Genomic DNA, 14,026 nt, shown 5'->3' with positions numbered 1-14,026 from the left:
ATGGCGCGGGCCCTCCGCGAACCGGCCATCGGCTGGCGACTGCCGCCCTTCTACTGCCCCATCGAACCGGCGATCCATCCGCGGGCGGCCGAGCTGGAACGCCGGGCGGTCTCCTGGCTGGACTCGACCGGCCTCTTCCGCGACGAGAAGGACCGGGCCTGGAGCATCGCCACCCACAGCACGGACTTCAGCTGCCGCATGATCCCCTACGGACGGGACGAGCCGCTGCTGCTGTTCATCCAGTGGAACCACTGGGCCTTCGCCCTCGACGACATCTGCCACGACACCGGCTCGGCGGACATCCGCACCGCCGGGATCGTGGACCTCAACGCCCGGATCTCCCGCTGCCTGGAGGCTCCGGGGTCGGCCATGCTCGGGTCCACGCCCTTCGACGCCACCCTGGAGGACCTGGCGGCCCGTACCCGCGCGATGACGACCCCGACCCAGCTCCGCCGCGTGACCGAGGGCATGCGGGACTGGCTGTTCGGCGCGGCGTGGCAGGTCAGCAACATCGAGCGGCGCGTCATGCCCACGCTGTCCGACTACGTGGCCCTGCGGCCGTCCGTCAACGGAACCCGCTTCTCCCTCTCGTGGAGCGAGATCGCCGGCGGTATCGAGGTTCCGGACGGTGAGCTGTACTCCGCTCCCGTCCAGGCGCTCACCGAGGCGGCGGGATTCATCGTCAGCTGTGACAACGACCTGTTCTCCTACGCCAAGGAGGACAGTCAGGAGACCACCGACCAGAACATCGTCAACGTCCTGATTCACCACGACGGCAGTTCCCCCGCTCAGGCACTGGGCGACGCGGTCGCCATCAGGGACCGCGTCATGACGCTCTTCCTGGAACTCCGTGACCAGATCGCCCGGGATGCCGGTGCGGAACTCCGCCGCTACCTCCAAGCACTGGGGCACTACATCGCCGGCTGCATCCGGTGGATGAACGAGGCGCCGCGCTACGCCAGCCCCCGGAACCGCCACGACCTGCCGGTGCCGGGGGCGACGTACGGCATCACGTGGCGGGACACGCCCAGCGACCCCGGCACCGGCCCTCTGCCCATCGCGTCCGCGGCCTGGTGGTGGGATCAGCTCGACGCCTCCTCTCACCGCCTCCGCAACCACCGCGTGAGCGACCTCCACCACGACGTCCGGGTCCCGGAACCCAGGTGCGGTGACGAGTCGTTGGCGGCGGGGTGGTCCGCTGCGGGGAGGTGAGGTTCTGGGGAGCCGTGCGCCGGTCCTGCCTGAGGGGACGTCTCGGGCTGGACCACGGGGTTCGGCTCCTGCGGTGTGAACTGCACCGGCAGCGCGACCAGATGGCGTGACATCAGGGACGAGATCCAGGTCAGCTCGTCCTCGGCGACAGCCAGTCGTACGTCGGGAAGCCGGTTCAGCAGCGCCTCGATGCCGGTGTCCGCGATGGCGCGGCCGATGTCCTGCCCCGGGCATTCGTGGGCACCGCCGCTGAAGGCCAGGTGTGAACGGTTGCCGTGGACCGGGGCGGTGGGGTCGGGCCGGATCGCCGTGTCCACGTTGGCGGCGGCGAGGCCCAGCACGAGCACGTCCCCGGCCTTGATCTGCTGACCGGCCAGTTCGGTGTCCTGGGTCGCCCAGCGGCCGAGGATCGCGGTGAAGGGGGGTTCGTCCCAGAGGACCTGCTCGACCGCGTCGGGCAGGGTCATGTGGCCGCCCGCGAGGTTGGCGCGGCAGCGGGGGTCGGTCAGCAGCATCCGGACGGTGTTGGCGATCAGGTTGGCCGTGGTCTCGAACGCGGCGATGAGGACCAGGCGCAGGTGCTGCTGCACTTCGTCGTCGCTCAGCTGCGACGGGTGTTCCAGGAGCCAGCTGGTGAAGTCGGGGCCGGGGTCGGACCGCTTGCGCACCACCAGCTTGCGCAGGGTCTCCTGGACGTACTCGTTGCTGGCGACGGCGGTCTCGGTGCCCCTGATCATGTCGCGGGCGGCCTTGACCAGCCGTGGGCCGTAGTCCTCGGGCATGCCGAGGAGCTGCGTCATCACCAGCATGGGCAGGTGTTCGGCGAAGTCGTTGACCAGCTCGGCGGTCCCCTGGGCGCAGAATCCGTCGACCAGCTGGTCGGCGAAGCGCGTGATGTGGCGCCGGACGCCGCGGCGGTCGAAGCGGCCGAGGGAGTCGTTGATGGCCCCGCGCCAGCGTTCGTGGACGCTGCCGTCGGCGAAGGCGCAGATGGGCTGCCACATGGTGATCGGGGTCAGGGGGTGATCCGGCGGAACCTTGCCCTCGCGCAGGTCCCGCCAGTTCCGCGAGTCCCGGGAGAACCGCGACGGCGTGCGGGTGACGTCGAGGTTCTCCCGGTAGCCGAGCACCAGCCAGGCCGGCAGGTCGCCGTGGAGCAGTACGGGGGCCACGGCGCCGTGCCGGTCGCGGAGCTGCTCGTACAGGCCCATCGGGTCGTCCTCGGCCGTCGGCCCGTACAGCCGGGCGACGCCCCCCGGCCCGTACGCGTGGACGGGGCACTTCGAGGGGGAGGCGAGCAGGGGATCGGCGCTGTCCAGCTTGTCTGGTGGGGTCACTGTGGCTCCGAGGATTCGTTCGTGAGGAAGTACAGGTAGCGCATGAGCGTCATCAGGGTGTCGCGACAGGAGATGCGGTCGCGGGCGTCGCAGGTGAACAGCGGCACGGAGTCGGGAAGGTCCATGGCCGCCCGCAGTTCCTCCACCGGGTGGACGGGTGCGCCGGGGAAGGCGTTGACGGCGACCACGAAGGGCACGCCGCGTTCCTCCAGGAGGCCGACGACGTCGTAACTGACTTCCAGACGCCGGGTGTCGAGCAGGACCACCGCCCCGAGGGCGCCCTCGAAGAGGCCGTCCCACAGGAACCAGAAGCGCTCCTGGCCGGGGGTGCCGAACAGGTACAGCACCAGCTGTTCGTTGATGCTGATCCGTCCGAAGTCCATCGCGACGGTGGTCTCGATCTTGTGCTCGATGCCGGCGAGGTCGTCGACCCCGACGCCGGCCTGGGTCATCGTCTCCTCGGTGGTCAACGGCCTGATCTCGCTGACCGCCCCGACCAGGGTCGTCTTGCCGACGCCGAAGCCGCCGACGATCACCACTTTGACGGCGGCCGCCGCCGAGGACGGGAGGATGTCCTCCTTCCTGGGACCGGCGTACGAGTCAGAGGTTTTGTAGTCCATGCATCACCGCCTCAAGGAGCTGGACGTTGGGCAGCGTGGCGACCGGTACGGGGGGTCTGGCTTCCACCTGGTCTTCCTTGAGCAGGTCGGTGACCAGGACGGTCACGGTGCTGACAGGTAACGTGAGGTAGGCGGATATCTCGGCAATGGAGAGCGGGTAATCGCACATCTGGACGATGGCGCTGTGCTCGGGCTGCAGTCCCGGATCGGACTTGGACCGGGCGACGACGAGCGTCACCAGGTCGAGTCGGGCCCGCTCGCCCGCTTGGGCACGGCCACTGGTGACGATGTACAGCCGGTCGGGATTGCCGGGGTCCCACGCCTTTCCGGCTTTGCTCATGCCACCGGCCCGCTGACGCGCGGCGGACTCGTCAGGTGTTCGCCGATGCGAGCCACCAGGTCCCGCATCCGCTGACCCATGAGCCCGGCGTCGACGTCGTCATCCGCGAGGACCGCGAGATACGCCCCCGCACCGGCGGCCATCAGGTAGAAGAAGCCGCCGTCGACCTCGATCACCACCAGCCGCATCTTCCCGTCCCCGCCCGGGAACTCGGCGGCGATCGCCGTGGACAGGCTCTGGAGTCCGGCGCAGGCCGCGGCCAGGCGGTCGGCGGCGTCGGTGTCGGAACCGTGTTGAGCCATGCGCAGGCCGTCCGAGGACAGCACGATCACGTGGCGCGTCTGAGGGACGCTGGATGCCAGGTCCTTGAGCATCCAGTCCATGTTGAACCGCGGCTGCGTCACTTGGCTACTCTTCCTTGTCTGACGATTCGTCACTGATCTGTCCCCCGACGTCGCCCGGCCGTGCCTCGCCGTTGACGGCGTCCGTGAAGGCGGACAGCCACATGCCCGGCTGCGGGGGAGGTTCGGTGGAGGGGCGGCGGCGGGACCCGGAGGCCGGGGCGGTCGCCGTCGCGGGCGGGGCCCCCCGCGCGGCCAGGCCGGGCGCGCGCCGACGGCGCTGAGGCAGCCCGCCCGACGTGCGCGACGCCTCGGGGATCTCGAAGGGGAGGTCCGGCAGCGGCCGGCCCGGCTTCTTCCTGACCTTGGGGGGCGGCAGCGTGGCGGCGCGGGCGATCTCGCCGCCCGGTGTGGCGCTCGCCGTGACCAGATTCTCCGGCACGATCAGGACCGCGCGCACGCCGCCGTAGGCGGAGGGCCGCAGGGAGACGCGGAACGCGTACGTCTTGGCGAGCCGGCTGACCACCGCGAGGCCGAGGCGCGGGGTCTCGCCGAGGTCGTTGAGGTCGAGGCCGCGGTCGGCGACCTCCAGAACCGCCTCGGTGCGCCGACGGGCCTCGTCGGTGAGTCCGACTCCGGCGTCCTCGATCTCCACCGCCACACCCGACTGGACCTCCACGGCGGTCAGGTGGACCCGGGTCTGCGGCGGGGAGTAGCGGGTGGCGTTGTCGAGCAGCTCGGCCAGCGCGTGGATCAGGGGCTCCACGCCCGGGCCGACCACGGCGACGTCCGCCACCGAGTGCAGATCCACCCGTCGGTAGTCCATGATCCGGGACATGGCGCCGCGCAGGACGTTGTACAGCGGTACCGGGTTTTTCCACTGGCGGCCGGGCCGTGAGCCGCCGAGCACCGCGATGCTGTCGGCGAGGCGCCCGATCAGCGCGGTCTCGTGGTCGAGGTGGAGCAGGTCGCCGAAGACGTCGGGGTTGTTGCCGTGCCGGTCCTCCATCTCGCGGAGGTCGGTGGCCTGTTGGTGCACGATCGCCTGCACGCGGCGGGCGATGTTGACGAACGCCCGGTGGGCCGATTCGCGCAGGCCCTCCTCGGCCTGCACCGCCTCGACCACCGACCGCAGGACGGACCGGTGCGCTGCGGCGAACGAGGGGTCGAGCAGGTTCACGGGCGAGACCTCACGGAGCACTTCGTCCGTGGTCGTGCCGCTCTGCAGCATCTTGACCGCTGCGGGAAGGAGCTCACGGGCCAGCCGCTGGGTCTCGGCCTCCTGCTGGGCGAGACGGTGGTGCAGTGCGGCTTCCCGCTCGTTGTGCTGTCGGCGCATCAGCTGGATGAGGCGTCCCCTGCGTACGGCCTCCGACGAGGTGAGAGCCACCACGACGGTGGCGACCGTGCCGCACCAGATCGTGGGGGCGCGCGCCCCGGACGGTACGAGGTACGCGGCGGTCGCCGTGCAGAGCGCCAGCACGACAGGTGGCACCAGCCATATGAGGGAGGAGGCGGGCCGCCTGCCTTGGGGTGACGATCCAGTACCAGCCATCGAGATCCTCGGCTCTTGGGAAAATACGTGCGAGCGACGGGGGGAAATGTGGTGGGGTTGCCATGCGGCGAATGGCGCATTGCGGCTTCGCCGGCTGCGGCAGCCCAACAGTTGGCGGCAGCTGGGGCAGTCGCCGTACTCCGCTGCGCGACATGGAGCGTAGCCTGTCGCGCGCTGCCCGGCGGTGAAGTTGTCATATTCGCAGACGGGCTGACAGGGGAATTCGAAAGGGTGCACAATGGCCCGCGCCGCAATTGCCGAATAAAGCTTTGGCTTGCTGTATGCGCGTTCGAGTCGTCGCGGGGGTCGAACCCCCGGGTGGTTCCGCTGGCGGAACCCCGCCCCCAACCCCGGCCGACAGGTCTAGGCTCGCTCCACCACACTCATACGGGAGACACTGTTATGACGGGGCAGCAGCGTGAACGACGCCCGCACGGAGCCCTGTTCGAGCGCGAGCAGGAGATAGAGGCCGCGAAGCGGGCCGTGGACGACCTCGGTGCCCGCATCGCCGCGGGGGAGGCTGTGTCCGGCAGCCTGTTCCTGTACAGCGGCGAGGCGGGAGCGGGCAAGACGCCGTTTCTGGGCGAGCTGCGGAGCATCCTCGCCGAGTACGGCGGGTGCACCGTGCTCCAGGCCCGGGGCAGCGCCTCGGCGGAGACCGTGCCCTTCCACATCGTCCGGCAGCTGTTGCAGCCGGCCCTGGCGTCCATGTCGCCGGAGCGGCGTGAGGAACTGCTGGGCGGCTGGCAGGACATCGCCGGACCGGCCCTCGGCATCGCGCCGCCCCGCGGGACCCTGGGTGACCCGCAAGGCGTGCGCGACGGCCTCGACTGGCTGGTCACCCAAATCGCCGTGAACCAGCCGCCCTTGGCCGTCATCGTCGACGACGCGCACTGGGCGGACGCGGAGTCCCTCGCGTGGCTCGCCTCGTTCGTCACGCGGGTGACGGACCTTCCGATGCTGACGGCCATCGCCTATCGGGACGACGAGCTCGAGGAGAACGCCCCGGCCTTCCTCCAGCAGGTGACGAGCGGTGCCCACCGGCCGGTGGTGCTGCGCCCGCTCACGCCCGCCTCGGTGGCCCAGCTGGTGCGTACTTCCCTGGGCCCGCACGCCGACGACCCCTTCTGCCGTGAGGTCTGGGCCGTGACCGGAGGCAACCCCTACGAGACGACCGAACTGATCGCCAAGGCGAAGGAGCGCGGCCTCACACCCCTTGAGGAATCCGCGGACCTGCTGCGTGAGCTCGGTGCCGCCGCCCGGGGCAGCGGTCTCGTGACCCGCCTGGAGCGCCTGGGGTCCGCGACGACCCGGTTCGCCTGGGCGGCCGCCGCGCTGGCGACCGAGATCTCGCCCCGGCGTGCCGCCCTCCTCGCCGGCATGGGGCCGTCGGAGGGTGCCGAATGCGCGGACCGCCTGCGCCAGGCCCGCATCCTGACGGGCACCGACACCCTCGAATTCGTCCACCCCCTGATCGCCACGGCGGTCTACCAGGCGGTCCCGCCCGCCACGCGCACCGCCATGCACGGGCTCGCGGCCTGGGCGATGACTAACGCGGGTCTCGGTGCGGCCGCGGCGTCCCGGCACCTGCTGGAAGTCCACCCGGACGACGACCAGGACCTGGTGAACCAGCTGCGCGAAGCGGCCCGCGAGCACCTCGCCGTGGGCGCCCCGGAGGCCGCCAGCCGCTGCCTGGAACGGGCGCTGATGGAGCCGCCGTCGCAGGACGACCGCGCGGCCGTGCTCTTCGAGCTCGGCTGTTCCGCTCTCCTCACGTCGCCTCCGACCACCATCAGCCACCTGCGCGCCGCTCTCGCCCTGCCGGAGTTCCCGAAGGAGCTGCGCGTCGACGCGACGTACCGCCTCTCGCAGGCGTACGCGCACAACGGCCAGTTGGGAGAGGCCGCCCAGGTGGTGGCGGATCAGGTCAGCGCGACGCCGGACGGTTCGGGGCGCATGCGCCTGCAGGCCGCCCACTTCCTCTGGAAGGGCATCCAGCTGGAGGAGGAAGGCGCTCAGGAACGTTCGCGCCGCCTCGCGCAGCTGGTCCGCGGCCTGGAGGGCAGAGGCAACGCCGAGCGGGCCATGCTGGCCCTCCGGGCCTTCGACGGGATGATCCGGGGCGAGGACGCCCTGGAGGTCGCCGAGTTCAACGACCGCGTCCTCAAGGACGGTCATCTGCCTCCCGGCCTGGGCTGGACCAACACCGAGTGGGGTTTCGAGCTCCCGAGCATCGTCGGGATCACCTACGTCTACACCGACCGGCTCGACGACGCCGAGGAGATGTTCAACGAGGCCATACGGTCCTTCGAGATCTCCGGCTGGCGCGGTGCCCACCTCGCCTTCGCCCACGAGTTCCTGGGTCTGGTCCACTTCCGGCGCGGTCGGCTCCGCGAGGCCGAGAGTTTTCTGCGGGAGGGGCTGCGGCTGGCGGACCGCCTGGGTCCGGGGCTGCCGATCCAGTGGGACGGCACCTGCATGCTCATCGACACGCTGCTGGCCCAGGGCAGGCTGGACGAAGCGGGCGAGGTGGCGGAGAGGTACTCCTTCGGGCCGCCCTACCCGCCGGCGATGGTCATGCCCGACGCGGCCTGCGTGGCGGGCAGGCTCCTGCTCGCGCTCGGCAGGACGAAGGAGGCCGTGGCCGAGCTCGAAGCGGCGGGACGCCGGATGGAGGCCCGCGGCCGCAACAACACCCTCTGGGCCCCGTGGGCGCTGGACCTCGCCGCCGCGCTCGCGCCCGACGAGCCCGAGCGGGCGCGGCAGCTCGCCGACCAGGCCGTGCGGCACGCCGCGCGGTTCGGGACCGAGACCGCCATGGGTGAGGCGTTGCGGCGGGCCGCGCACGTCGCCGGGCACGAGGGCGACACCCTCGACAAGCTGGGGCGGGCGGTCGAGCACCTGCGCAAGTCGCCCTGCCGGTACGAGTACGCGGCCGCGCTCGTCGACCACGGTGTGGCCCTCCGGCGCGTCGGGCGGTCCAGTGAGGCGGCCGGGCGGCTGAAGGACGGGCTGGTGCTCGCCGAGGAGTGCGGGGCCGACGGACTCGTCGCGACCGCGCGGGGCGAGATCGGCGGCATGGACGGAGCGGGCTCGCCGTCTCCGTGAGACCGGCCGTGGAGGACCGGGCCGTCGTGCGGGTGTTCAGCCCGCGCGGCGGCTCGTTTTCTTCGCAGTCGTCTTCTTGGCGGCGGTCTTCGACCGGGTGCTCCCGGTCGCGCTCTTCTTCGTGACCGCCGTCGATTTCGAAGCTGTTTTCGAGGCGGCCTTCGCAGTGGTCTTCGCCGTCGTCTTCGCCGTGGTTTTCGAGGTGGCCGCCGTTTTCCTCCCCGCCGTGCCCGTTCTCGATTTGGCGGTTTTCTTCTCCGTGGCCGAATCCGTTCCCGCCGCGGTCTTTTTCGGCTCCTGTTCGCCCTTCTTGCCCGCCGTGTCGATGGACGCCTGGAGGGCGGCCATCAGGTCGATGACGTTGTCGGGCGCCGGCGCGGTCTCCTTCTTGGCCACGGGCCGGTGGTCCAGGTGCGCGCTGATGAGTTCGCCGAGCGCGCTCTCGTACTCGTCCTCCAGCTCGTCCAGGTCGAAGTCCTCGGAGAGCGTGTCCATCAGGCTCGTGGCCATCTTCAGTTCCTGGGGCCGCACCGTGACGGAGTCGGGCGGGGCGAGGCCGGCGGCGCTGCGGATCTCGTCGGGCCAGTACATGGTGTGCAGCGTGAGCAGGTCCTCGTGGACGCGGAGCAGCGCCAGGGACTCCCGGGTCCTCAGTGCGATCTTGGTGACGGCCACCCGGTCGGTCTGCTTCAGGGTCTCCCGCAGCAGGACGTAGGGCTTGTTCGCGGCGGCGCTCTCGGGGGCGAGGTAGTAGGCGCTCTGCAGTCGAAGGGGGTCGATGCGGTCGGAGTCGACGAAGGCGAGCACGTCGATGAGCTTCTTGCTCGGCAGGGGGAGGCCCGCCAGGTCGTTCTTGGTGAGGACGGCGGTGTGGCCCTCCTCGTCCTCGAAGCCCTTGGCGACGTGCTCGTAGTCGACCTCCTCGGCGCAGACGTCGCACACGCGCTTGAGGTGGATCCTGCCGCCGTCCTCGTCGTGGACCTGGTGCAGCCGGGTTCCGTGCTCCTGGATGGACGCGTACAGCCGTACGGGCACGGACACCAGGCCGAAGCCAATCGCACCTTTCCACATGGTCCGCATAGTTTTATCCCTCCACGGGGAATTCCTACCTTATGCCCGCTTCTTCGGACCGGCAGGTGGTGGAGGTCGAGGGCCACCGGCTCTCCCTGTCCCATCTCGACCGGGTCCTCTTCCCCGAGTCCGGGTACACCAAGGCGCAGGTCCTGCGGTACTACGCCCGGGTCGCCCCCGTGATGGTGCCGCACGTCCAGGGCCGGCCGGCCTCCTTCGTCCGGGCGCCCGAAGGGCCGAGGGGTGAGAGCTGGGTCGCCAAGAACCCGCCTCCGGGATCACCCACCTGGGTGTCGGTGGTGCCCGTGAAGCACCGGGAGGGGACCACCCAGCAGATCGTGGTCGACTCGACCGCGGCCCTCGTCGCCATGGCCAACCTCGGCGCGTACGAGGTGCACGTGCCGCAGTGGAAGGCGGACGCCGGCCCCGGCGCGCACGACCGGCTCGTCCTCGACCTCGACCCGGGCCCCGGCACCGACCTGGTCGTCTGCGCTCGCGTCGCCCAGCGGCTGCGGCAACTCCTCGACGACGACGGGCTCACCGCCCACCCGGTCGTCTCCGGATCCAAGGGCCTGCACCTCTACGCGCCCGTCCACCCCGCGTCCGGCCGGGCCGTCAGCGGCTACGCCAAGGAACTGGCCGCCCGCATGATGGGCGAGCACCCCGGCCTGGTGGTCGTCTCCATGGCGCGGATCGAGCGCCGCGGCAAGGTCCTCATCGACTGGTCCCAGAACGCCAGCGCCAAGACCACCGCCGCCCCCTACACCGTGCGGCTGCGGGAGACCCCGGGCGTCGCCGCCCCCGTCACCTGGGACGAGGTCGCCGCCTGCCGGGAGCCCGGGCAACTGGCCTTCGACCCCGAACAGGTCCTCGACCGCGTCGCCGAGTACGGCGACCTCCTCGCCCCCCTCACCACCGACGCCACCCGCGGGCACCTGCCGTGACCGCGTCCGGCACGCCCGGCTCCGCCGGGGTGCCCGTGGAGGTGCCCGTGCAGGTGATGCTCGCCCGCCGGGTCGAGGCGCTGCCGGAGGCCGACGCCCTGCCGGGCGGCTCGGTGTACGAGCCGAAGTTCGACGGCTGGCGCCTGGTCGTCCTGCGCACCGCGGACGAGGTCCTGCTCCAGACCCGCAACGGCCGCATGGTCACCGCCACCTTCCCCGAGATCGCCTCGGCCGCCGCCGCCCTGCCCGCCGGCACCGTGCTGGACGGCGAGGTCGTCGTCTTCACCGGCGGCCGCGTGGACTTCTCCGCCCTCCAGCACCGCGCCCTCGGCGCGGAGAGCCCGAGGCGCCGCCGCGCCCCCGGGCCGCCCGTCAACCTGGCCGCCTTCGACCTGCTCGCCGTGAGCGGCACCGATCTGCGCCCCCGGCCCTACGAGGACCGCCGCGCCCTGCTCGTCACGCTGCTCGCCCCCCTGGGGCCGGCCATCCAGGCGGTACCCGTCACGTACGACCGCGCCGAGGCGGCGGGCTGGTACGAGCACCTGGTGGAGACCGGCATCGAGGGGCTCGTCGTCAAGGGCCGCGCCCAGTCGTACCAGCCGGGCCGCCGCCGCTGGCTCAAGCTCCGCCATGCCGCCCCCCGCGACGCCCTCGCCGTCGGCTGGACGGGGCCCCGCACCCGGCCCCGGGCCCTGGTGGTCGACCTCGGGGAGGGGCCCGCGCTCTCCGCCCCGCTCAGCCCCACGGTGAGCCGGGACCTCGCCGCGTTCACCCGTACGGGCGAAGGGGCGGCGGGCGTGCTGGACGACGGCACCCGCTACCGGTCGCTCGACCGGCCGCTGCCCGTGGAGGTCCGCCAGGGGGCCGACCGGCACGCCCTGATCACCGTCACCCGGCTGCGCCCGGCCTGACGGTCACGTCGCGGTCGCCACCTGACCGATCGGCTCGTACCCACCCGCACGACCAGGCCCCCCGTCACTTCGACCGCGTCCACGCGAGCAACCGGTCCGCGGTCCACGTGGTGATGACGCGCTCGGCGGGCACCTTGCACTCCTCCGCCCGGGCGCAGCCGTGGATCTGCCAGTCGAGCTGGCCGGGGGCGTGGGCGTCGCTGTCGATGGAGAAGAGCACGTCCGCGTCGAGCGCCCGGCGCAGCAGACGGCGCGGCGGGTCGAGCCGCTCCGGCCGGCAGTTGATCTCCACGGCCGTGCCGAAGCGCGCGCAGGCGGCGAAGACCATCGCCGCGTCGAACTCCGACTCCGGCCTGCCCTTGCCGCCGTGCAGCCGTCCGGTGCAGTGGCCCAGGACGTCCACGAGCGGGTTGGCGACGGCCGCGACCATGCGGCGGGTCATGCTCTCGGCGTCCATGCGCAGCTTGGAGTGCACGGAGGCGACCACCACGTCGAGCCGCTCCAGCAACTCCGGCTCCTGGTCGAGGGCGCCGTCGGTGAGGATGTCGCACTCGATGCCCGTCAGCAGCCGGAAGCCGTCGCCGAGGTGTTCGTTCACCTCGGCGACCACGTCCAGCTGCTGGCGCAGCCGCTCCGGGGAGAGCCCGCGGGCGATGGTCAGCCGGGGGGAGTGGTCGGTGAGGACGGCCCACTCGTGGCCGAGGTCGCGGGCCGCACGCGCCATCTCCTCGATCGGGCTGCCGCCGTCCGACCAGTCCGAGTGCATGTGGCAGTCGCCGCGCAGGGCCGCCCGCAGGTCCAGCCCGCCCTCGGTGAGCGGCGCGCCGGCCTCCTCCTCCAGGCGCGCCAGGTAGTCCGGCACCTCGCCCGCCAGCGCGTCGGCCACCACGGCGGCGGTCTTGGGCCCGATGCCCTTCAGCTCCGTCAGCGAGCGGTTGGCGGCGCGCCGGCGCAGTTCCTCGTCCAGTGTCGCGGAGACGACGGAGGCGGCGGTGCGGAACGCCTTCACGCGGTAGGTGGGCGCCTGGGAGCGTTCCAGCAGGAACGCGATGCGCTCCAGGGCCTCCACCGGCTCCATCGCAGCCACCTCCTCACCACCACCGTGCGCCACGGCGCCGCGGCCCGCACGCGCGCGTGGACGCCGGCGGCGGTCAGGGCTACCGGACGAGACGGGCGGGCGGCAGGTACTCCCGCTCCAGGGTCCGGTGCCACCACGCGCCCGTCTCCCGCAGCTCCCGCCAGGTGGTGAAGCGGTAGCGGTAGAGCTGGGCGCGCACGTACGTGGGCGGGGCTTCGGGGAAGGGGTTGTGCCGCAGCAGGCGCAGCGTCGCCGGGTCGTTGGTCAGCAGCCGTTCCACCAGGGGTCCGAACCACTCCCGCGCGTAGCCCGGCGAGATCCCGGCGAACCACATCAGCCAGTCGAGCCGCAGGTGGTAGGGGGCGTACTGGCGCGGGAGCCGCCGCGGGTCGCCGGGCTTGCCCTTGAAGCCGTACTCGCGCCACGCGGTGTCGGGGCCGACGCTCTCCTCGTCGGTGCCCTCGACGACCACCTCGTAGCGGGTGCGGTTGACGCTGCCGAAGGCGCCGTAGGTGTTGACCAGGTGGAACGCGTTGAACGACATGTTCATCCGCTGTTGCGGGGAGATCAGGTTGCGGGCCGGCCACCAGCTGAGCACCAGCACCAGCGCGGTGGCCGCGCAGACCAGGCCCACGAACCAGTACGGGGCGGCGGGGAGCGGCGCGTGGCCGGGCAGCGAGAACAGCTCCGCGGCGGCCTCGCCGTCCACGGCGGCGAAGGCGAGCACGATGGTGATCCAGTTCAGCCAGGAGAAGTTGCCCGAGGCGATGAGCCAGAGCTGGGTGCAGATGATCAGGCCGGCGGCGACGCCGGCGACGGGCTGCGGGAGGAAGAGGCCGAACGGGACCACGAGCTGTGCGACGTGGTTGGCGGCCACCTCCACCCGGTGCAGCGGTCTGGGCAGCCGGTGGAAGAACCAGCTCAGCGGCCCCGGCATGGGCTGGGTCTCGTGGTGGTAGTACAGGCAGGTCAGGTCCCGCCAGCAGCTGTCACCGCGCAGTTTGATCAGGCCCGCGCCGAATTCGACGCGGAAGAGCAGCCAGCGCAGCAGCCACAGCACCAGGACCGGCGGATCCGTGCGGGCGTTGCCGAGGAAGACGGCCAGGAACCCGGTCTCCAGCAGCAGGGACTCCCAGCCGAAGCCGTACCAGGTCTGGCCCACGTTGACGATGGACAGGTACAGCGCCCACAGCGCCGCCCACATCACCATGGCCGCCCACAGCGGCACCGCGTCGGCGGCGCCGGCCAGCATCGCAGCCGACAGCAGCGCCCCGCCCCAGGACCAGGCCGCGAAGAAACGGTCCGAATAGTGGAAGTGGAAGACGCTGGGCGCCTTGCGCAGCGGTACGTACGCCACGAACCGGGGCACCGGGAGCATGCCCCGCTCGCCCATGAGCGCGCGGAACTGCAAGGCCGCCGAGAGGAAGCCGACCAGGTAGACCCCGGCCAGCGCCCGCTGGAGGACCAGCCGGCTCAGCCAGTAGCCGGACGCCGTGAACCACTCCATGG

At 71.7% G+C, this 14,026-nt stretch carries 12 protein-coding genes; 4 read left to right on the top strand and 8 right to left on the bottom strand.

What is annotated here, in order from left to right; translation table 11 throughout:
* On the top strand, positions 1-1,212 hold the full coding sequence (locus tag CYQ11_RS04065; protein ID WP_181143570.1) for a terpene synthase family protein: 1,212 nt from the start codon (positions 1-3) through the stop codon (positions 1,210-1,212).
* Here the strand turns inward: CYQ11_RS04065 and CYQ11_RS04060 are convergent.
* From CYQ11_RS04060 to CYQ11_RS04040, 5 genes are read right to left on the bottom strand one after another with little or no spacing between them, the layout of a single operon-like run.
* Complete coding sequence (locus tag CYQ11_RS04060; protein ID WP_398781014.1) at positions 1,101-2,549, bottom strand: cytochrome P450; 1,449 nt, start codon at positions 2,547-2,549, stop codon at positions 1,101-1,103. The two genes, CYQ11_RS04065 and CYQ11_RS04060, sit on opposite strands and share 112 nt — an antisense overlap.
* The gene (locus CYQ11_RS04055) at positions 2,546-3,169 is read right to left on the bottom strand and encodes a GTP-binding protein (protein ID WP_099198579.1); all 624 of its coding nucleotides are present in this window, start codon (positions 3,167-3,169) and stop codon (positions 2,546-2,548) included. The genes CYQ11_RS04060 and CYQ11_RS04055 overlap by 4 nt, the downstream gene beginning before the upstream one ends.
* Positions 3,150-3,509 (bottom strand): DUF742 domain-containing protein, encoded by a 360-nt coding sequence (locus tag CYQ11_RS04050; RefSeq protein WP_099198578.1) that lies wholly within the window; start codon positions 3,507-3,509, stop codon positions 3,150-3,152. The genes CYQ11_RS04055 and CYQ11_RS04050 overlap by 20 nt, the downstream gene beginning before the upstream one ends.
* Positions 3,506-3,892 carry a roadblock/LC7 domain-containing protein gene (locus CYQ11_RS04045; protein ID WP_099198616.1) on the bottom strand — a complete coding sequence of 129 codons (387 nt, stop codon included), beginning with the start codon at positions 3,890-3,892 and terminating at the stop codon, positions 3,506-3,508. The genes CYQ11_RS04050 and CYQ11_RS04045 overlap by 4 nt, the downstream gene beginning before the upstream one ends.
* Positions 3,893-3,917: 25 nt before the next feature.
* Complete coding sequence (locus CYQ11_RS04040; protein WP_099198577.1) at positions 3,918-5,405, bottom strand: ATP-binding protein; 1,488 nt, start codon at positions 5,403-5,405, stop codon at positions 3,918-3,920.
* 402 nt (positions 5,406-5,807) lie between these two features.
* On the opposite strand from CYQ11_RS04040, the gene CYQ11_RS04035 reads away from it, so the two are divergent.
* On the top strand, positions 5,808-8,513 hold the full coding sequence (locus CYQ11_RS04035) for an ATP-binding protein (protein WP_104650958.1): 2,706 nt from the start codon (positions 5,808-5,810) through the stop codon (positions 8,511-8,513).
* Positions 8,514-8,549: 36 nt separating this feature from the next.
* Here CYQ11_RS04035 and ku read toward each other — a convergent pair whose 3' ends face one another.
* Positions 8,550-9,584 carry a non-homologous end joining protein Ku gene (gene ku, locus CYQ11_RS04030; protein WP_240003293.1) on the bottom strand — a complete coding sequence of 345 codons (1,035 nt, stop codon included), beginning with the start codon at positions 9,582-9,584 and terminating at the stop codon, positions 8,550-8,552.
* A gap of 41 nt (positions 9,585-9,625) precedes the next feature.
* Between ku and ligD the strand changes: the two genes are divergently transcribed.
* Entirely contained in the window at positions 9,626-10,528 is a 903-nt protein-coding gene (gene ligD, locus CYQ11_RS04025) for a non-homologous end-joining DNA ligase (protein WP_099198574.1), read from the top strand.
* Complete coding sequence (locus tag CYQ11_RS04020; protein WP_240003292.1) at positions 10,525-11,439, top strand: ATP-dependent DNA ligase; 915 nt, start codon at positions 10,525-10,527, stop codon at positions 11,437-11,439. The genes ligD and CYQ11_RS04020 overlap by 4 nt, the downstream gene beginning before the upstream one ends.
* 64 nt (positions 11,440-11,503) lie before the next feature.
* Here CYQ11_RS04020 and CYQ11_RS04015 read toward each other — a convergent pair whose 3' ends face one another.
* A complete protein-coding gene (locus CYQ11_RS04015; protein WP_099198573.1) occupies positions 11,504-12,517 on the bottom strand; it encodes a PHP domain-containing protein in 1,014 nt (337 codons plus the stop codon).
* 79 nt (positions 12,518-12,596) lie between these two features.
* Positions 12,597-14,024 (bottom strand): lipase maturation factor family protein, encoded by a 1,428-nt coding sequence (locus CYQ11_RS04010; protein WP_099198572.1) that lies wholly within the window; start codon positions 14,022-14,024, stop codon positions 12,597-12,599.
* Between the last annotated feature and the right edge of the window lie 2 nt (positions 14,025-14,026).

This window comes from Streptomyces cinnamoneus (assembly GCF_002939475.1).
In the GTDB taxonomy this organism is placed as follows: Bacteria; Actinomycetota; Actinomycetes; order Streptomycetales; family Streptomycetaceae; genus Streptomyces; species Streptomyces cinnamoneus_A.
The sequence above is the reverse complement of the archived record's forward strand: the minus strand, read 5'-3'. Positions and strand labels throughout refer to the sequence as shown.